Here is a 20,103-nt window from a genome sequence, read left to right on the forward strand (position 1 = left end):
AGCTTTTTCAATTCTACCGATAATTGAATAGGAATCGGTTAACCACTGGTATAAGTAGCAGCAAGATGGCGATGAACGATACAAACACCGCTCCTGCCCAATTTCCATCTTTCCATACCAGTTTCGCAAACTTGAAGGTGTAAAGGGAAATCAGAATGATCACTACATACAGAAAAAAGTACACTGCCAAACCCCCATCAATCTCTAATTTTCTCGAGGCTTCTCGGTCTTAAATGTTTCCCGAATTGATCCAGCTTAATATGGAATCTGACATCCACATCCGCATCGGGATAGGATTTCATCCAATCATAGTCTTTGTAGGAATCTAAGGTTAAGAAATGCTTTCTTCCTGCTAAATACCATTTAAAGGGCTCTCCACCTAATTCCTGGGTTTTCTTAATGAATTTTTTACTGATTTCTTCATATCTTTCTTGCAAATGCTCATCCAGTATTTCTTGCTTATGGATGTCCTCGACGTAATTGATGGCACTTGGAATAGAAAGAATCGTAATGGACATCCAAACATCCACTTGGATGGTTGGGGAGGGCTCTGAAACATCTACTCGGACCTTCGTACTGATATTTCTTGCGTTCCCGACAACTCTATAAGTTTCATCCAATGGGTCAGGAAATGAGAAACGCATTTGTTGCGGTTTTTTCCCACCGGTCAAGACCGAAGTCAGCCTGATTTCTTCTCCGGTGAATGTATCTATCATCTTTCCATTTTTGAAGACTCCTGCTCCGATCATCTGAGTAGGCGTTCCTCCTTTTTTATCAAGCTGGCCGGAGAGAATATTGTCCTCATTCAATGTATTCTTTGCTTCGCCTTTGATTCCGGTTGAATAAATGCTGAGGGAAAGACCCGCATCTTCTTCTGTTTCCGTTAAAAACTGGTGATAAGTCGAAGGAGGGACCATGGCGATTGTATCCCATCTCCTTGACATGAAATCATAAAATTTATGCGGGCTCGTTTCAAATGCAGGTTTATTGCTTCTGAGATAATCTTCCGCCCTTTCCTTCGACACAATCATATACATATCCCTTCTGACCTCCGGATCCCTTGCCAATGTGCTGATTAAAGGAAGAAACTCCTTGGACCTTGCAAATTCTTCTCCCACGATCATGGCCTTCGTATGGAAGAAATTGATCTTCCTGGTTTCAGATGCGTTTAGCAAGTATTTGGCAGTGATCAGATCCGGAGCCTGGATGGTGATCGTTCGCTCTTCTTGCTGGTTAGATGGTTGACTGCCCGGACTTCCGGCAGCAGGGTCTGCCAGCTGAAAGGTAACAACGAGACCTTCTCCTTCAACCGGTTTGTCCAATCCGATGACCAGAACAAAACCTGCTTCTTCAATTTCAATCTTATTGGCACACCCACCTAGAAATATGGCAAAAGCAACAAACAGAAGCTTAATTTTTTTCACTTTTGAAAACCTCTTTTCCTTTTGCCACAAGATAAATGAATATAGGAATGAAGAAAAGCAGGAGAGAACTGGATGTCAAAATGAAATCTCCCCGAAGATAAAGCATATTCTTGATGTTATTCTCAGGCATGATCCCAATGATCACGGTCAGGGCTGCCAAGGGGAGTAATAACGGTTCGAATTCCTTGATTTTAAGAGTCGCAGATAAGACTAAAGCAGAAATGTACAAATAAAATGAAAAGCGAATGATGCTCGCAACACTCCAAAAAGCAAAGAACAATGATTCAATATTAGAAACAAACCGCCCAAGTTTAATCATCCGTAAAATTTCATGAAACGGATAGGCAATGAATTCAAAGGTTGGGTAATCGAAGAAAGCAATGAAAAAGGCAAAGAATAACGATAGTTCTAAAACCGCCAAGCCATATCCGATGAGAATTCCCTTTCTAAAGGCAGGGTAGCCTTTGACGAAGGGGAAGATCATGGCCATGTATAAAATATCGCCCGATATGGATGAGTACTTTACCCCTTCCATCACTAACGGTTTGAGTCCGGGACCGAGTATGGGGAAAAGGTGTTGGAAATAGAGTTTGTTCCACAATAAGATGATGGCAAAAAGCAATGAGAATTTTATATAAGGAATGCAGATCCATGCGGTACGTCCAATGGCCAACAATCCCCGATTCGCTAAATAGTAGGAGGACCCTACTAGAAGGATGTAAAACGAGAGGTTTGTTGATTCCTGAAAATACATGGATGTGATAATATCCACATATCCCCTTGTATTGACAATCGTAGAAGAAAAGGCTATCAGAAATAATAACATTCCTATCAGAAATCCAATATACTTTCCTGTCACCTGAAAGGCAATCTCAATAAGATTGATCTCCCCGAATTTTTTGACCAGGGAAAGAATGGCTGATAGGGGAACGACAAAGCTGACCGCGGATATAACTGGAATCATCCATGTGGCAGTAGTCGTCTCTTTAAATAGGATGGTTGCTGTCATATCTGTAAACTTGATTCCCAGAATCAGTAAGATAATCGCAATGAATTCCCTTGTCCTTATCCTCCGATCCTCTTTCATAAGCATGGATCATTTCCTCCTTTCAGGCTTTTTCATGCGCTGCGCATCGGATGGCCAAAGGTTCTTTGGACGAATCCATTCTTTCCAGACGACTCTTCTGAACAGCATATCACTGGACGATTCATAATGGGGGGCCATTGGAGATAAGAAAGGCACATCGAATGAAGTGACGGAAGTCAAATATCCGATACTGACAGTCAAACAGACGGCAATACCGAAAAACCCCCATATGCTCGCAAACAAGAGAAAGATATAGGTGGATAAGCGAACCATATAATTTAGAGAAAGGTTGGGGATGGCAAATGAAGCCAGTCCCGTAATGGCGATGACGATGACCAGGATCGGACTGATAATACTCGCTTCAACGGCAGCCTGGCCCAATATCAGGGCCCCTACAATCCCAATGGTGGGGCCAATCGGCGTTGGTACCCGTATGCCTCCTTCCCGGATCAATTCAAATGCACCAAGAAGGAGTAACAATTCCAGAATGGCTGGGAAAGGGACTTCTTCCCGTGTGGCAGAAATGGCCAATGCCAGGTCGGTCGGCAGCATTTCGATATGATAGTTGGTTGCAGCAATATAGATGGCAGGAGTCAATGCTGTAATGAAGATCGAGATAATTCGCAACAACCGTGAAAAGTTTCCGTAAAGCCATCTGGAGTAATGTTCTTCCGGTGTATGAAAGAAGGACCAGAATGTGACGGGAAGGACCAGGCAGCTTGGTGAGCTGTCCATGAGCAGGATGACGTGCCCTTCATTTAGAAAGGAAACGGCGCGATCGGGTCTTTCCGTATATAGGATGGTGGGAACGATGGAATAAGGCCGTTCTTCCAAGTGTTGTTCCAAAATGCCTAAATTTAATATTTCATCGGTTTTAATCTGATTAAGGCGCTTTTTTATTTTCTCTATCAATGAGGGATTGACAATCTCATTCATATAAAGGATCCCAATATTACTGATACCTCTCTCGCCGACTTGAACATATTCGGTCAATAAATTCTTTGAACGGAGTTGTTTGCGAATAAGTGAAATATTGGTGCTGATAGACTCCACAAACGCTTCTTTCGGCCCCTTTAACACATTTTCATCCTGGGGCTTATCTACACTCCTTTTTTCAAATGAAACCGTACTGATCACGAAGGCTGCGTCCTCTTCGTCCATCACGAGTATGGTATTTCCCATCAGAATTCCATTCGCAACATTTGCCAAGTCCTTCTCACATTGAATGGAGGAAGGAGGGAGGTTGTTTTTCAGTACATCCAGTAGACTAGCATCGTTCTCCATTTTTTCCAGTTTCATTAAAGAAGGAATCAGGGTTTTTTCAAGGGTTTCGTTGTCGTACATCCCATTTAAAAAATACAGGACACCTTTTTTATGTATGTTGGGTATATATAACTCTCTTTTGTTCAGATCCTGATTAATAGGATAAGTGAACATTTTTTCGATGTATTGCGTATTTTCCTTTAAATGATGTTGAACTGGTTTATTCCCGTTTGATTCAATCATTCTCCCACCCCCGTGTACCCATAGGGTGGTGTAATAAACTCTTATTTATGTATCGAAGCAGATAAAAAAGACCGTTCACGGTGAACGGTCTTTCAATTATCTTAATGAGGCAGGAATGCCAGCTGATAGAAGAATAGGACAGCAAAGATATAAACAAGGGGATGTACTTGCTTCCATTGTCCTTTCACTACTTTAAGCAATGGATAAGAAATGAAACCTAGTGCGATTCCTGTCGCGATGCTTGAAGTTAAAGGCATACTCAGGATGATCAGGAATGCCGGAAATGCTTCATCCAACTCGTCCCATTTGATTTGCGCAATGCTTCCCATCATCAAACTGCCGACAATGATGAGTGCTGGAGCCGTAATGGCAGAAATGCCCGATACGGCACTGACGAGTGGCCCGAAGAAGGCCGAAGCAATAAATAGAATCGAAACCGTCAAGGTCGTTAATCCCGTTCTTCCCCCTGCAGAAACCCCTGCTGAGGATTCGATGTAGGCAGATGTCGGACTGGTACCGAACATCGCACCGATTGTTGTTGCAACGGAGTCGGCCAAAAGAGCCTGGCGGGCTCTTGGGAGTGTATTCCCCTTCATCAGTCCCGCTTGCTGAGCCACTCCGACCATCGTTCCTGTCGTATCAAAGATGGTGACAAGCAAGAAAGAGAAGACAACAGCATATAATCCATAATGGAAGACATCAGCAAATGCCGTAACTGGATTTGCTACCATCAGTCCTTCAGGTAAATGGGGGATGGCAACGAAGCCTTCTTTAAATGACAGGTCTCCTGTGAAGTAGGCAATCACTCCAGTGACGATCATTCCGATAAATAGGGCACCATGGACATTCAGGACCATTAGGATCAGGGTCACAGCCAGTCCGGTAAGGGCAAGGAGTGCTGAATGAGAGTGAAGATCACCCAGCTGCACTAAATTCGTAGGATGTGCCTGAATCAATCCTGTCAGACGCAGACCGATGAAGGCAATGAACAAACCGATTCCTGCCGTAATCCCGTGTTTTAGATTTTGAGGGATGGCTTCGATCAATTTTTTCCGTAAAGGTGTTAAAGAAAGAAGAATAAAGACGATACCTGCAACAAATACCGCAGAGAAAGCAACGATATACGATATATCATCATGTGCTCCAACTACTGAGTAAGTGAAATAAGCATTCAACCCCATACCCGGTGCGATGGCAATCGGATAATTTGCGAATAGTGCCATCCATAGTGTTCCGGCGACAGCCGATATGATGGTAGCTAAGAATACTTGATCAAACGGGACGCCAGCATCGGATAAAATAATGGGATTGACAATCACGATATACACCATCGTCAGGAATGTAGTGATCCCTGCCAGAATTTCCGTTTTTGGGTTCGTGCCGTGTTCCTTTAATTTAAACATCGTAAAACCTCCAATAAAAACGAACATTAAAAACACGCAACTTCTATAATATTCGGTAATAGAATGGATTTCAATAGAAAAGGCCGAAAAAATTTTAAGAAAATATCTTGAAACCCCTTCCAAACCACATTCATTTTCGATAAGATGTTATCAATTATAGAGGAATCAGTTTCTATAATGCCCTTGCACTGATTGCTTTACTACCCAAAAGATGATATTTCTCAAAGAAAGGGGCGGTGCTAACGTGTATACCCAACTGAAAAACAAGCCTATTTCTGAACAGATTGAACTCATTACACGATCCCTGGTCGCTCTCAAAAGTTATAACGGATCAACAGGGGAAAGTGAAAAAGCCCGATTTATATACGAGTTTATTTCTTCATTTCCTTATTTCCAGGAACATCCTGATCAAGTCTGGCTCCAGGAGGTCCCGAATGATCCAATCGGAAGGAAGAATGTATTTGCCCTTGTGAAAGGAAATTCTTCTAAAACGGTATTATTCCATGCTCACTACGATACGGTGGGGACAGATGATTATGGTGCACTTCAGGATATGGCCCATGATCCCGACTTTCTTCAAAAGTTCTTCATGGATTATGAAGGAGAGGAAAAAGTGAAGGAAGATGCCCTTTCCGGAAATTGGCTGTTTGGAAGAGGGGCTTTGGATATGCAAAGCGGTATTGCCGTCCATTTAGCCAATCTATTGTTTCACACTGGTGAAAAAGTGCCGGATGGGAATCTGCTCTTCCTTTTCAATGGAGACGAAGAGAGTGAACATGCCGGTATGATTGCCGCACTAAGCGATCTCTACAGATTAAAAGAAGATGGATTCGATTACCTGGCTGCCATCAATACGGATTTCATCTCGCCTATTTATGACGGTGATTGCAAGCGATATATTTACACAGGAGCTGCCGGTAAGCTTCTGCCCAGTTTCTATATATATGGTAGGGAAGCGCATGTTGGCGATGTACTGACATCGATAGACCCGACCGTGATTGCTTCGAAGATCAATCTCGAAATCAATCAAAATCTCGATTATCTTGAGGACATTCCGGGAGAGTTCACCCTACCGCCCTCATGCCTTTATTTCAAGGATGATAAGCATACGTATAATGTTCAGACGCCTCTCAGCGCTTCCCTTTACTTCAACTATTTTGTATACGAAAGAACGGCGAGAGAAGTGTTGTACGACATGAAAAAAGTAGCGTTGAAAGTAGTTAGTGAAATGGAAGATCGAAGCAAAAAGCAATTTGAACAATATCGAAAGTATCACGGTTTCCCTGAAAGGGAATTCTCGTGGGAAGTGGAAGTACTGACCATGAGGGAGTATATGTTCTGGCTGAAAGAAAGAGGGATCGATCCTGATCCCGTCCTGAAAAAGATCTTTCATGATATGAATGGGGAAGACCGGCGGACTATCGCTTATGCCATGGTGGAAGCCCTTCAGCACCTAGATCCTGACCGGACCCCAAGAGTCATCCTTTTCTTTGCCCCGCCTTTTTTACCTCACAACTTCGTCAATGAAGAAAATGAATACGGTAAAAAGGTGAGAGAAGTACTGGGAGTATGCTTGAAGGATATTTCAGATGAAACAGGTGAAGAATTCGTCATTAAACGGTTCTTTCCATATCTGGCAGATGGCAGCTTCCTTTCTCTTCATGAAGAAGATGAAGATATTGAAGTGTTCAAGAAGAACCTGCCCTTGATCGACCAGCTGTATCCAGTGCCCATCGACATGATCAGAAAGCTGAATATCCCCTCCATCAACATAGGAGTATACGGCAAAGATGGTCACCAATGGACAGAGAGAGTGTATAAACCATATACGTTCTCAGTACTTCCGGAGATCATTCAACGCGTGACGAGGGATTTATTGAAAATATGATGGGATAGAATAAGAGAGGGAGGTAATTCGCTTTGCGATTTGTCTCCCTTTTTTTATTTACAGCTTACAGCGAAGTTTGGAATTTGCAATTATTGTAATTCGGCTGGATAAATAACGAAAACGGCTGGATTTTTACCTGGATTGGCTGAATTATTAATAATTTTCGCCTGATCATGTAGAAAAACGGCCGGATTATTGGTGATTTCGGCTGGAATCACTTGGATACCGGTGAGATCTGGCCCGATAAATATTAAACTGGAATTTCTAATTTCACTGTGTGTGTTACAAATGTTCACCAGCTTACCTGGAATTGTTACAAAAAGGTCAATCCTACATGATGCATGATGGGAGCAAGTTTACTATAATGGAGATATTAATTTGTGAAGTATTTCACTAACTTTTAACTTTTGGAGTTGAGAGCAGAGATGAAAGAGCTTAATCAATTCGCTAAAAAGCAGAGATTATCCATTATGACGCTTTATGGAACGTCCATATTGATGGGGGGAGTCGTAGTTGGACAGGCGTACTTGCTCGTTAGCGTAGTCAATAGCATGTTTATCGAGAATCTTGAGTTCCGGGAAATCCTCCCGATGCTTGGGGCTTTGCTTCTTATTCTAACAGGGAGAGCTATCCTATCCTATATCAATGGACGCACAGGTATCAGAATGGCATCAAATGTGAAGAGGGATTTAAGGAACAGGCTCTTAATGAAATGGTCAAACAATCCTCTTCAAGCATCGATCCATGGCCAATCGGGTCAAAAGGTCAGTACGATGATGGATGCGGTCGATGGGTTAGATGGATACTACAGTCAGTATTTACCTCAGAGAATCCAAACGACACTTGTACCATTGATCCTTCTGATCACGATTTTTACGGAGCATGTTTATACAGGGTTGATCATGGTGGTTACGGCTCCATTCATTCCTTTGTTTATGGCGATCATCGGCGTCATGACCAAGAAGAAATCTGAGAAGCAGATGGACAAGTTGACGGCATTTTCAGGGAAGTTCCTCGATACCCTTCAAGGGTTGGTTACTTTGAAGCTATTGGGGAGGGGGACCCGGCAGAAAGAGGTGATCCGATCTAGTAGTTTGGACTTTCGGGAAGCGACCATGGCCGTCCTGAAGACTGCTTTCTTATCATCCTTGATGCTTGAATTCATCTCCATGTTAAGCATCGGTCTGATTGCCCTGGAGGTAGGGTTAAGGTTGGTCGTCTTCGAGAGTATTTCATTCTACACGGCATTCTTCGTACTTGTCCTGGCACCTGAATTCTATCTGTCGTTAAAAGAGCTTGGAAACGCTTTTCATACCGGCCGTGGAAGTATGGGCGCCGCCAAGAAGGTCTTGGAGGAGCTGCAAGAAAAGGATCAGCCGGTCAGATGGGGAGAGAAAGAAATCGTATCAAATGGCAATACGCCCACAATCGAATTGAGTAACCTTGGATTTTCCTATGGTGAAAAAGGATATGCCGTTGAGGGGATCACAGCCGTCATTCCACCTGGAAGCCAAGTGGCAATTGTCGGTCAAAGTGGTGCGGGTAAGACAACGCTCCTGCATCTGATTGCGGGACTTCTTGAGCCATCTGGCGGAGATCTTCTTCTGAATGGACGCCCAAGAAGCGAATACAGAGAAAAAGACTGGTTTGATCAATTGAGTTACATTTCTCAGAATCCATATCTCTTCTCAGGGACGATAGCTGAGAATATAGCCATAGGTGGAAACGGCTCGGTGACCCGTGAAGAAATTGAATATGCGGCTGAGAAAGCAGGGATTTCTGAAATGATAGCAGGTCTTGAGAAGGGATATGAAACACGGATCGGGGAAGCCGGCAGAGGTCTTTCCGGTGGAGAAAAACAGCGCATTGCCATTGCAAGGGCATTTCTCAAAGGTCCGTCCCTCATCTTGTTTGATGAACCGACTACCGGACTGGATTTGCGGACTGAGCAGATTCTACAGTCCTCGCTGGAGGAGTTGTCTAAGGGTGCTACAGTCATTACGGTAGCGCACCGTCTTCATACGATACGGAAAGCGGATCACATTCTGTTGTTGGATAAAGGAAAAGCAGCGGGACTCGGGAATCATGAAGAACTCATGAGGTCCGTCCCTCACTATCGTGATATGGTGACTGTGCAGAGAGGGGTGAGAGTGTAGATGAAGGAATTGGGGTTTGTCGTAAAGTTGATGTTGAAGGAAAAGAAGGATATTGTGTATTCCGTCCTATTGGGTTTTCTGGCTGGACTTACCTCGGTTGGCCTGTTTGCTTCCAGCGGCTATTTAATCTCAAAAGCGGCTTTGGAGGTCCCTCTTTATGCGTTGACCGTGATGATTGCCCTTTTGAAACTGTTCGGTTTTACAAAGGCATTGAGCCGGTATGGGGAGCGCTATTTCTCCCATAGGGCTACGTTTACAATCCTGGCGAACTTGCGGGTATCCATTTATGAAAAAATAGAGCCGCTAACACCGGGGATATTCTCTCGATATCGAAGCGGGGACTTACTTTCACGTATCGTAGGGGACGTAGAGAGCCTGCAGAATTTCTTTCTTCGCGTTTTTTACCCACCAATTATACTGGTGATGGTGTTCTTAAGTACTATATTTTTTACGATGTATTATTCTTTGTTCGTTGCAATGATCCTCCTCATGGGTCTATTATTGACAGGGCTGATTGTACCATCCTTATTTGCATGGAAACAAAGAAGTATCAAAACAAACGTGCGTGAAAGCCGGGGGGAATTATCCACCGAAGTGACGGAATTCCTCCACGGTTTCAGGGACTTGAAGATATATCAGAGATTGGAGGGGAAGGAGAGAAATCTTGCCCGGGCCGCATCCACATATGTGAACGAGCAAGAACGGGAGAGCATTTTTTCTCTTTTTAGTCATTCAACCAACATCCTGATTTCCCTGTTCATATCATGGACGGTTCTGGCAATAGGGGCGTATTCCGTCGCCACGGATCAACTGGATGGGATCTTCCTCGCAATGCTCGTCATGATTTCCTTGACTGTATTTGAAAATGCGACGCCAATGGCAATCCTCCCAACCCATTATGAAGATTCACGCCGAGCTCAAGGCCGGCTATCTGCCATTCATAATGGAGGAAAAATCAAGAGGGACGGACCTTCAACCGGTCGGCGACTTGAGGGGGTTCCTCCTTCTTTCAGCTTGAAGGATGTAAGCTTTACCTTTCATGGAGAGGGAAAAAAGGCATTGGATGGAGTGACTCTCGACCTGCCGGCAGGCTCGAAAACAGCGATTGTAGGACCTTCGGGATCAGGGAAGTCGACATTGCTTCAATTATTATTAAACTTTTACTCACCAGATCAAGGAGCGGTATTCGTAAATGATGTTTCCTTAAAAGATATAGATCAAGAGTCCTTGTGGGAACATACCAATGTGGTTCTTCAAGAAAACCATTTCTTCTACGGGACAGTGAAGGATAATCTTATGCTGGTGAGTGACGATCTGACAGACGGCGAATTGGAATCGGTATTAGCTATCGTGAAACTGGATCATTTCTCATTAGAAGATGAAGTATTAGAAAAAGGGGAGAATCTATCCGGTGGAGAAAGACAGCGTCTCGCGATTGCCAGGGCCCTGCTGAAAGGGTCACCGATTTGGATGCTCGATGAGCCGACATCTTCCGTTGACCCGTTAATGGATAAAGAACTCTTTCATCATCTACATGCAGTGGCGAAAGATGACACACTGATCCTCATTAGTCATAAGTTGACCGGCCTTGAAGAGATGGACCAGATCATCGTCATGGATCATGGAAGCATTGTGGAGTATGGAAGCTATGAGGAGCTTATTAGGAAAAAAGGATACTTCTATGAGATGAAGCAGATTGAGCAAAGCGTACTGTTTTAGCATATTGAAAAAGCCACACCCTGTACGGATGTGGCTTTTTCATGTTCATGAGTTTATTCTGCCCAATCGATTAAATTACGTATATCTAAACGATCGGATTTACGCGCTTTTTGAAGAGGTTTTCCGATTGTAATCAACATGATTGGGATATAGCGGTCAGACACGCTGAATTCTGAAACGAGTGCTGCCGGATTGAAGCCGCCGATCGGGCAAGTGTCCCAACCTTTCGCTTTCGCTGCAAGCATGAATTGCATGGCTGCAAGGGAAGCATTACTGAATGCAGCATCCCGGGGATATTCTTCGCGGCTGTATGCCCCATCGATTTGTTTTTTCAAAACGTCTTTGATCTCGGCCGTCATTTCTCCTTTTTCAATGGCTGGATCAAAGACTGGGTCGATGTTTTTGTTGGCTTCCAGGTCACCCAGGATCGCCACAACTGCAGAAGCATCCTGTACCTGTTGCTGGTAATAAGCTATAGGAAGCAAGCGTTCCTGCACTTCTTTTTGATCAAATACAAGGAACTTCCACTGTTGAAGATTCCAGGCAGATGGAGCTTTCCCTGCGGTTTCGAGCAGGCTGACTAATTCCTCGCGTGGGATCTCCACCTGAGGGTCGTACACTTTCGTTGAGCGGCGTTCGTCGACGATTTGAAAGAAATTATCCATGGTAATGCCTCCTTGATGTTTAAAAAAGTGTTATAATATGGTATATATTTGTATGTTACTTACTTTTTGTAAGTGGGTGGGCAATATGAACAATATAACCGACGATGCTTGTTGCGTCAAGGGAAAAAGATGTAGGATGTGTGAACGAAATGGAAACGAAATTATGTCCGAAATATGCCAATGCCTTTGAGTTACTGGGTAAGCGGTGGATCGGGATGATCATAAAGGTATTATTTGACGGAACCTGCCGTTTTAAAGATATAAATGAAAGAATACCAAATATCAGTCAAAAGGTATTGACGGACAGATTGAAGGAATTGGAAGATCGTGGAATCATTTGCCGTGAGGTGATTGATGAAAAGCCTGTGAAAGTCCTATACAGTTTGACCAATAAAGGAAAAGAGTTGGAACCTGTCATGGATGCGGTCCAGGTTTGGGCAGTGAAATGGATAAAATAAAAGCCTGCTTCACATGAAAGCAGGCAACCAGAGTTAGTTCAGGGTCTTATTGTATATATTTTCTAGTGGATCCTCCTGATCTTGGGGAGTATAGAAATGGATGGGCTTTAATGCAGCGTAACTTCCTCCTATGATAATGATACAAAGCAGGGGTAGATACAGAAAACCGAGCATGAGAATAGCCTCCTTGTCATGTTTTAGGGTCTTAATGTAGTAATCGATCCCTTTACATGTTTAACTCTAAAGTGTGAAACGCGTTTCAGAGCAAGCGTCTTTACATATTTATTTTCACATATTGCCAGTTAGGGGAATGTATATGACAAATATCAGGAGTATCGCGAAGCTTGCAGGGGTTTCTGTTTCGACGGTATCCAGGGTCTTAAATGATCATCCGTATGTGAAAGAAGAGAAACGACGGAAGGTGCTTGATGCTGTCGAGAGGTTGAATTATATAAAAAACGCCAATGCCGTTCATTTATCAAAAGGGAAAACCTATAGTATAGGAGTGATTTTACCTTATTTGAATCTTCCTTACTTCGGAGAGATTCTCCAGGGCATCGCGGGGGAAGCGTTAAAACACGGGTATCATCTTCAACTCTTCCAGACGAACTATGACAGAGGAGCAGAACTAGATGCCTTTCATCGCTTGCAGATGAAGGAAGTGGATGGATTGATCCTCACTTCACGCTCCAATTCACTCGAAGTTTTGGCGCCGTTCATCGGCCCCAACGTCGTTCTCTGTGAAAATGTATCAGAGGCAAAGTATAAAAAAGTGTTCATCAATCACTATCAGGGAATCAGAAGCGGCGTAGAATACCTCCACTCAAAGGGGCATTCACGGATCGGGCTGTGCCTACACCGTACGTTTGGAACGAATAGTGAGGAGCGGATCAGAGGTTTCTACGACAGCTCGGAAGCCGCCGCTATCCATCCGGTCTGTGAGGACTGGATCTTCAACGACTGCTATGATCTTCAAGATGGTAGGGATGTATTGGATGCCTGGGAACGTCTGGGGGATAGACCTACTGCCCTGATTGTAACGAGCGATCAAGTATCCGCAGGCATGGTGGCTGAGGCGGGGAAAAAGTCCATCAGGATACCGAAGGATCTGGCCATCCTCAGCTTTGATAACCACCCTCTTGCAGATGCCCTCGGTATCACCTCCTTTGAAGTACCGATAAGGAAATTGGGGGAAGAGGCATTTAAACTTTTCCTGCAGGAAGAACATCCTGATCCGGTAATACTTGACACAAAGTTATTTGAAAGGGGAACCGTATAACTGTCACCCATCATGAGAGGAGGCAAATATAAATGTCAGCGGAAAAGGAAGAAAAAAAACTCGTCATTCTAATGGGAGTCGTCGCATTCATTATGTTGGCCGTCATAGTAGGAAAATATCTTCTATAAAGAATTATATTCCTGTCTTCATATCTCGCTTTTCCTTCCCATATGTTAAGAGTAATGAAGCGGTAGGTGAACTTAATTATGTGGGCAGAGTTCAAGCAGTTCATTTCAAGGGGGAATGTGTTTGATTTAGCAGTAGCAGTCATCATTGGATCCGCATTCGGTCAAATTGTGGAGTCTCTTGTCCATGACATGATGATGCCTGCAATAGGGATCTTCTTTGGCGGAATTAATTTTGAAGGGTTGCATCTTCGAATAGGGGCAGAGGTGATTGAATTGGGGAAATTCCTGGGCTCATTGGTGGATTTTCTTCTTATATCCATGTGTGTGTTTTTAATGATCAAAGTGGTCAACCGGCTAAAAGGCGGAGATCAGCCTTATAAGGTGAAACAAACGACCAATCTCGAAGTCCTTCAGGAAATCAGAGACATCCTAAAGGACGATCAACGGAGTGCCAAGATAGAGAAGCCGTCAATGGCCCGAGAACTGTTAACAAAAAGCGGGATGAAGATCCAAATGAGGAGAACGGACCGGAAGTCGAAGTGAATTCCTGATCATTGACCTAAATCCTACTTTTATAGTAGGATTACTTTGTGTTGTAAGACTTTTTAAAAAATCCTACGAACAAATGGGGTAATGATCGTGAAAAAAATTCATATCATACATGAAAATAGCGAATGGACCAATCATTTAACGAAACGTCTTGAGGAGCTTCAGCTGGATTATGAAGAATGGTTTTTGGACCAGGGACTTGTGGATCTATCGAAAGAGCCGCCTGAAGGTGTATTTTATAACAGGATCAGTGCATCGTCCCATACACGGAATCATCGTTTTGCACCAGAGTTGACCGAGAGCGTTCTTGCCTGGTTAGAGAGATATGGGAAAAAGGTACTGAACGGAAACCGAGCCCTCCGATTGGAAGTAAGTAAAGTGAATCAGTATATGGCTCTGAATGCCGCAGGAATTAAGACGCCTGAGACCTTTGCCGCTGTCGGAAAAGAGCAAATAATAGAAGCGGCAGAAAATCTCAATAAACCCTCTTTCATCACCAAGCATAATCGTGCTGGAAAAGGACTGGGTGTCCAACTGTTTCATTCGGTCGACGCTTTGAAAAACTACGTATACAGTGATTCGTTTGAAGAACCGTTGGATGGGACGACGCTCATCCAGGAGTATATTGAAGCTCCAGATGCTTCCATTACACGCTGTGAATTTATCGGAGGGAAGTTCATGTATGCTGTAAAGGTGGACACATCAAAGGGATTTGAACTATGTCCTGCTGATGTCTGCCAGGTAGATGATTTATTCTGTCCTGCAGGAGAGCAGGAAGAAAAGCCTAAATTCGAAATCCGGGAAAACTTTACCCATGACATCCTTTCATCTTACGAAACATTTTTATTAGAGAACAGGATCGATATAGCAGGGATCGAATTCATACAAGACAAAGAAGGAACGATCTATACGTATGATGTGAACACCAATACGAATTACAATAAAGATGCCGAAGCGAAGTACGGGCAATACGGTATGTTGGAGTTGGCGAAGTACCTTGGTGAACAATTGAAGACTGTGTAAGTCAGATGACTCTCCTGTTCTTTTCAGGGGAGTTCTCTTATGAAATGCAGGATAAATAGAAAAGCGTAACGAATATGTTTGCAGTATGGTAGAATTTTATAAAGAATACTATTTCTGTGAAAGGTCAAAGGGTAAGGATGATTATTTTTAATCAGGATGTTATTAATAATTTCTTTTATATCATTTTAAGTATATTTTTAGTTTTTTTCCTTATTGAAAAAAAAATGATACATGGTTGGTATACAAGGTTAGCAACCCTTGTTTCTTTTAGTATTGCCATTATCCTGTGCATGCTTTCTCCCATATACCATAATCAATACTGTGTCCATGATCTGAGGATGATCCCGTTTGTTCTTGGCATATTGTATGGGGGCCCTTATACTGGTCTTGCGCTGCTGGCGGTTTTACTTGTATCGAGGACCATGATGTATAGTTGGAGTATCGTTGCATTTGTGATTTATGTGGTCATCTTCTTGATGACGGTCTTCGGGATGAAATGGTTCAAATTCGACCGGTTATCCAGTCGCAAAAAAATCATATTCTCAGTGTTTCTCTTTACCATCCATTCCATCGTTGCTGCCCTGATTGCAAAGGCGATGACGGTATTTGTAATCGATGAAAGTTACTTAATCAATTTCATTCTGCTTCCTTCGTTGGGAATGCTGATCCTGACATACATATGTGAGACGCTGCTAAAACAGATCCAAATCAAACAAGCACTAGTCAAAATAGAAAAGATGGAAGTACTGGCTAAGCTCGCTGCCAGTATCTCTCATGAGGTGAAAAATCCCTTGACCGTGATCAAAGGATTCCTGAGACTTCTCCATCAGGAAAATCTACCAATAGGAAAAAAAGAACAGTATTTAACCATTGCATCATCCGAACTGAACAGGGCAGAAGACATCATCAATGATTATCTTACATTTGCCAGGCCCGACCCGGAACAAGTGGAGGACATCTCCATTGCCGAACAGTTGCATAAGCTTGCTGATATGGTCGAGCCATTGAGTAATCAACAATCTGTGCTTGTGCACAAAGATATTCAGGAGGCCATGATTGTCGGCAATACCCGCAACTTTCAACAGGCATTTCTCAATATCATCAAAAACGCGATTGAATCCATGCCTAAAGGAGGCACCCTTACGATCCATTCAATGGTTCAAAAAGGGGGCGTGACCATTACGATCACCGACACAGGAACCGGCATGACGCCATTGCAACAAGCGAGACTCGGCGAACCTTATTTCTCAACGAAAGAAAAAGGAACGGGCCTTGGACTGATGGTGTCTTACCGGATCATTGAAGCGATGAGGGGCGTTATTACGGTTGAGAGTCGAGTTGGTAAGGGGACAAGCTTTCAAATAATATTTCCGATGGATCAAAGGAAGAATCCTTCATTTATTTAGTAAGGGGGTTCCGTTCAGGGAGGGAACAGCTTCAATCCCACCAAATTCAACAGCAGAAATAGCCGTGTGAATAACACGATATTTAACAGTACAAACCCAGAGCTACTAACTCTGGGTTTTGTATTTAAATAAACCTTTTTAAATATTCGTCAAATATTTTATTCATCACCTTGGGTGTGTTCTCTAAATAAACATTTATTTGTTCCATGTTTGATTCAAATTTATCAGCGTTTCTTTCATCTGTTGGAAAATCGGATATTCCTTTGATAATAATGCATTCAACATCATTCTTCTTACAGATGTAAGCAATGGCACCCGCTTCGGTATCGGCTATGGTTATGTCGTTTTCTTTCAGTTCTAAATAGTCCTGCCACATCACTACTGCTCTATCGGCGGTGCCGATCGTACCGGTGTGAAAATCATTTCCATATTTTGATAGATTTATATCGACTATGAATGATTGTTTAATAAGGGGCTCTACTTCTTTTACTGTGCAATCATATTGAACGGCTTTAATGGGTACAAAAATATCAAGATTACTGAACCTTTCATCTATTCCTGCACATGTTCCGGCAACGATTACTTTCGTTAAATGAAATTTCGAAATCATATACTGATTACCGCCAACACCATTTACTTTTCTTACACCGGTACTATAAAATACAAGTTCGGTATCATCAATGGTTGTGATGAAATACTCGCCATAAGGATAACCGACACGTTCATTATCTTTTATTCCGAAATATGCTAATGTCGCTTCATATTCCCACTTCGTTGCTACACTGATACCTATCATCGACTTACCACCCTACAAATATTAAATTCTTCTTTACTCTGGTCATCAACCATTCGTTATGAATATATCAACATCCATTATTTACAATTTTATCACACTTACAAGAGGCTCAATGATCATATTTCGAATTATGTATTGAATCCTCTTGAATTATCTGATAATATAAATTTCTGCTCCCAAACGCCTACATAATTTTTACAGATTTCGATATGTCTATTTTATCTTGTTCATCCACCTGAGCCTCGTTACCTTAGTGGAAATGACAGGACGTTTTTTTCTCCATTGCGGCTAAAACATTTGGAAGGAGAAATGTATGACGAAGGAATCGAATATCCATCCCGATTTTTCAAGTGAATCAGAACGCTTAGAGTTTACGAAGCGCTACATTGATGTTGTCATCAGTACATCCCAGACGAGTAAGGAAAAGTATAAGGAAAACATGGAAAAAGCTTTTGGAGATATCGATTGGGGCGAGTCGAGTGCCGCCTATATCGATATTTTGACGAACTCAAGCTTTTTTGAAATGTCCAAAGAAGAATTGGAGTCCCTTACGAAAGCAAAAACAAAACCGTATTTTGCCCGGATCGATTTCCAGCATGAGGGATCCGGCAAGGTGGAGAAGCATTATATTGGGAAGACTTCCCTGTATCAGCGTGAAAATCAGGAGCAAATCATCGTCGACTGGAGATCCCCCATCGCAAACTTGTACTACGAAGGAAGGATCGGTGATGTCTCATACGATGCAGAAGGTGAAACGTATGATGGAGACTTGTCACTAAAGCGTCAATATATGATTGAGGATGGACTTCTGGAGGAAATACGAGATATTGACTTAACCACCACGGATGAACTGCTGCAGGATTCTTTAGCCAAAAGCTCCAGTAACCGTTTGACTGAGATCATTTCCACGATCCAGGAAGAACAGAACCGGATTATCCGGGCCGATTTAAACAAGCCCATCATTGTCCAGGGAGCGGCTGGAAGTGGGAAGACCACAATAGCTCTTCACCGGATTTCGTATTTTATTTATAACTACAAACAACACTTTGATCCAAATCAGCTGATGATCCTTGCTCCCAGTAATTTATTTATCGACTATATATCAGAAGCACTGCCGGAACTTGGCGTTGAACGGGTAAGGCAGACCACATTTACAGATTATGTCATGACTTGCCTGGAGAAGGAACTTTCCATGGTTGAAGATCACAAGCTCATAAAACTGATTGAAACCCATGATGAAGAGATTGAAAACGCATCTTGGATTTCAGGTTTCAAAGGGTCCAAAGCATTCAGGAGGATCCTAGATGATTACCTGGAAGAAATCGAACAGCGCTTTTATACATCGAAAGATTTTTATGTGGACAAATATAAGCTATATACGGCTAAGAAGTTCACCCACCTTTTTAAAGAAGAGTATACGTATATGCCAATCTATCGCAGGATGGAAAAGCTAAAGTCGCTCCTGCAAAGCTACGTCCGTTCAAACAAAAAGCAAATGGTGGATAGGGTAGAGAAATTCTTTGATGAGCGGATCGAAACGGCTCTCTTTGAGCGTTCAAAGGCGGGGAATAGGAAGGAATATGTATCAAAAGCGTTGGACAAGAAAATTGATCGTGTAAACGAGATTAAAAAAGCGATCCGTACAAGCGTCACCGGATATATGAAGCAGTTTGAAAAGAAGAATCTGAATCAATACTTTATCGAATTATTCTCGGATCCCGAGCGCCTTGCTTCCTACTCGAAGGGGGAGCTGAGCAGGGGACAGGCGGAACAGCTTTGTCACTACACGTTGAAGTACGCAAAGAAGAAGCAGTATGAAGTGGAAGATTTGGCAATCCTTCTCTACTTGCAGTCCCATTTGTTTGGAATTGATAAATTTCACAAAGCGAAAAACATCGTGATAGATGAAGCGCAGGATTATAGCTATTTGCAGCTCTATTCATTGAAGAGGGCACTGGAAACCGACATGTTCACGCTGGTCGGGGATCTGGCTCAAGGGATCCACTCTTACCGTGGGCTTCAGTCCTGGGAGCCGGTCTATCGGGATATCTTTCCTAGGGCGACATATACCGAACTTCAAAAAAGCTATCGTACCACGATTGAAATCATGGAGGAAGCGAATAAATTGCTGAGTCTCTTACCCTATGATTTTCCGAAAGTGAATCCGGTGGTGAGGCACGGGGATTCTCCAAGCTTTGATGAGTATGTGGCATTGGATGAACTCGCTTCCTTGATTGAGGAGAAAGTGGATGCAGGACGAGAAGAAGGATTCCAAACCTTCGCTGTGATCGGGAAAAGCATGAAAGACTGTGTGAAGATCAGTTCACTCCTTCAAGAACGGCAGCCCGGGAAAGTGAAGTTACTAGAAGAACAGGAATCGATCCCAAAAGATCAGATCGTCGTCGTTCCATCCTATCTGTCAAAAGGACTTGAATTTGATGTCGTCCTGATTGCTGCACTGGATGAAGCATTCAATCCAAATAATGAACTCGACATCAAGCTGCAATATGTGGCTATGACCCGTCCCCTTCATAAGCTTGCGTTTATAGGGAAAAACAGAGATCAATTTATTGGCCAGTAGAATTTTATAAGGAAAGGTCCGTCCCTCAATCCGAG

At 42.9% G+C, this 20,103-nt stretch carries 16 protein-coding genes; 9 read left to right on the forward strand and 7 right to left on the reverse strand.

The genetic code is table 11. From position 1 onward, the window contains the following. Positions 1-13: 13 nt before the first annotated feature. From SLH55_RS07515 to SLH55_RS07535, 5 genes are all read right to left on the reverse strand, one after another. Positions 14-184: a hypothetical protein gene (locus tag SLH55_RS07515; protein ID WP_219165833.1), complete on the reverse strand. Its 171-nt coding sequence runs from the start codon at positions 182-184 to the stop codon at positions 14-16. Between the two features lie 13 nt (positions 185-197). After that, complete coding sequence (locus SLH55_RS07520; protein WP_320323118.1) at positions 198-1,424, reverse strand: Ger(x)C family spore germination protein; 1,227 nt, start codon at positions 1,422-1,424, stop codon at positions 198-200. Beyond that, a complete protein-coding gene (locus SLH55_RS07525) occupies positions 1,411-2,517 on the reverse strand; it encodes a GerAB/ArcD/ProY family transporter (protein ID WP_320323119.1) in 1,107 nt (368 codons plus the stop codon). Before SLH55_RS07525 ends, SLH55_RS07520 begins: the two co-directional genes overlap by 14 nt. Before the next feature lie 3 nt (positions 2,518-2,520). After that, positions 2,521-4,017: a spore germination protein gene (locus tag SLH55_RS07530; protein WP_320323120.1), complete on the reverse strand. Its 1,497-nt coding sequence runs from the start codon at positions 4,015-4,017 to the stop codon at positions 2,521-2,523. 101 nt (positions 4,018-4,118) lie between these two features. Next, positions 4,119-5,420 carry an NCS2 family permease gene (locus tag SLH55_RS07535; protein ID WP_219165837.1) on the reverse strand — a complete coding sequence of 434 codons (1,302 nt, stop codon included), beginning with the start codon at positions 5,418-5,420 and terminating at the stop codon, positions 4,119-4,121. A 244-nt stretch (positions 5,421-5,664) separates the two neighbouring features. On the opposite strand from SLH55_RS07535, the gene SLH55_RS07540 reads away from it, so the two are divergent. The 3 genes from SLH55_RS07540 to cydC all read left to right on the forward strand — a co-directional run bounded on the left by SLH55_RS07540 (position 5,665) and on the right by cydC (position 11,183). Next, positions 5,665-7,308: a M20/M25/M40 family metallo-hydrolase gene (locus tag SLH55_RS07540; RefSeq protein WP_320323121.1), complete on the forward strand. Its 1,644-nt coding sequence runs from the start codon at positions 5,665-5,667 to the stop codon at positions 7,306-7,308. A 425-nt stretch (positions 7,309-7,733) separates the two neighbouring features. Continuing rightward, on the forward strand, positions 7,734-9,464 hold the full coding sequence (cydD, locus tag SLH55_RS07545) for a thiol reductant ABC exporter subunit CydD (RefSeq protein ID WP_320323122.1): 1,731 nt from the start codon (positions 7,734-7,736) through the stop codon (positions 9,462-9,464). After that, the gene (cydC, locus tag SLH55_RS07550) at positions 9,465-11,183 is read left to right on the forward strand and encodes a thiol reductant ABC exporter subunit CydC (RefSeq protein WP_219165841.1); all 1,719 of its coding nucleotides are present in this window, start codon (positions 9,465-9,467) and stop codon (positions 11,181-11,183) included. It begins immediately after the preceding gene. 53 nt (positions 11,184-11,236) lie between these two features. On the opposite strand, the gene SLH55_RS07555 is transcribed toward cydC, so the two are convergent. Further along, positions 11,237-11,854, reverse strand: a complete 618-nt coding sequence (locus SLH55_RS07555) for a nitroreductase family protein (protein ID WP_219165854.1) — start codon at positions 11,852-11,854, stop codon at positions 11,237-11,239. Positions 11,855-11,997: 143 nt separating this feature from the next. Between SLH55_RS07555 and SLH55_RS07560 the strand changes: the two genes are divergently transcribed. The 5 genes from SLH55_RS07560 (at position 11,998) to SLH55_RS07580 (ending at position 16,691) form a co-directional block, all read left to right on the forward strand. Then, positions 11,998-12,306: a winged helix-turn-helix transcriptional regulator gene (locus tag SLH55_RS07560; protein WP_219165842.1), complete on the forward strand. Its 309-nt coding sequence runs from the start codon at positions 11,998-12,000 to the stop codon at positions 12,304-12,306. A gap of 316 nt (positions 12,307-12,622) precedes the next feature. Further along, on the forward strand, positions 12,623-13,585 hold the full coding sequence (locus SLH55_RS07565; protein ID WP_219165843.1) for a LacI family DNA-binding transcriptional regulator: 963 nt from the start codon (positions 12,623-12,625) through the stop codon (positions 13,583-13,585). 206 nt (positions 13,586-13,791) lie between these two features. Next, positions 13,792-14,256, forward strand: a complete 465-nt coding sequence (mscL, locus tag SLH55_RS07570; RefSeq protein ID WP_219165844.1) for a large conductance mechanosensitive channel protein MscL — start codon at positions 13,792-13,794, stop codon at positions 14,254-14,256. Between the two features lie 96 nt (positions 14,257-14,352). Beyond that, positions 14,353-15,285: an ATP-grasp domain-containing protein gene (locus tag SLH55_RS07575; protein WP_219165845.1), complete on the forward strand. Its 933-nt coding sequence runs from the start codon at positions 14,353-14,355 to the stop codon at positions 15,283-15,285. Between the two features lie 224 nt (positions 15,286-15,509). Continuing rightward, a complete protein-coding gene (locus SLH55_RS07580; protein ID WP_320323123.1) occupies positions 15,510-16,691 on the forward strand; it encodes an ATP-binding protein in 1,182 nt (393 codons plus the stop codon). A 124-nt stretch (positions 16,692-16,815) separates the two neighbouring features. Here SLH55_RS07580 and SLH55_RS07585 read toward each other — a convergent pair whose 3' ends face one another. Continuing rightward, on the reverse strand, positions 16,816-17,487 hold the full coding sequence (locus tag SLH55_RS07585) for a permease (protein ID WP_219165847.1): 672 nt from the start codon (positions 17,485-17,487) through the stop codon (positions 16,816-16,818). A 313-nt stretch (positions 17,488-17,800) separates the two neighbouring features. Here SLH55_RS07585 and helD point away from each other — a divergent pair, with 313 nt between their 5' ends. After that, positions 17,801-20,068 carry an RNA polymerase recycling motor HelD gene (gene helD / locus SLH55_RS07590; RefSeq protein ID WP_320323124.1) on the forward strand — a complete coding sequence of 756 codons (2,268 nt, stop codon included), beginning with the start codon at positions 17,801-17,803 and terminating at the stop codon, positions 20,066-20,068. Positions 20,069-20,103: the final 35 nt, after the last annotated feature.

The organism is Rossellomorea sp. YZS02, assembly GCF_033963925.1.
GTDB lineage: Bacteria > Bacillota > Bacilli > Bacillales > Bacillaceae_B > Rossellomorea.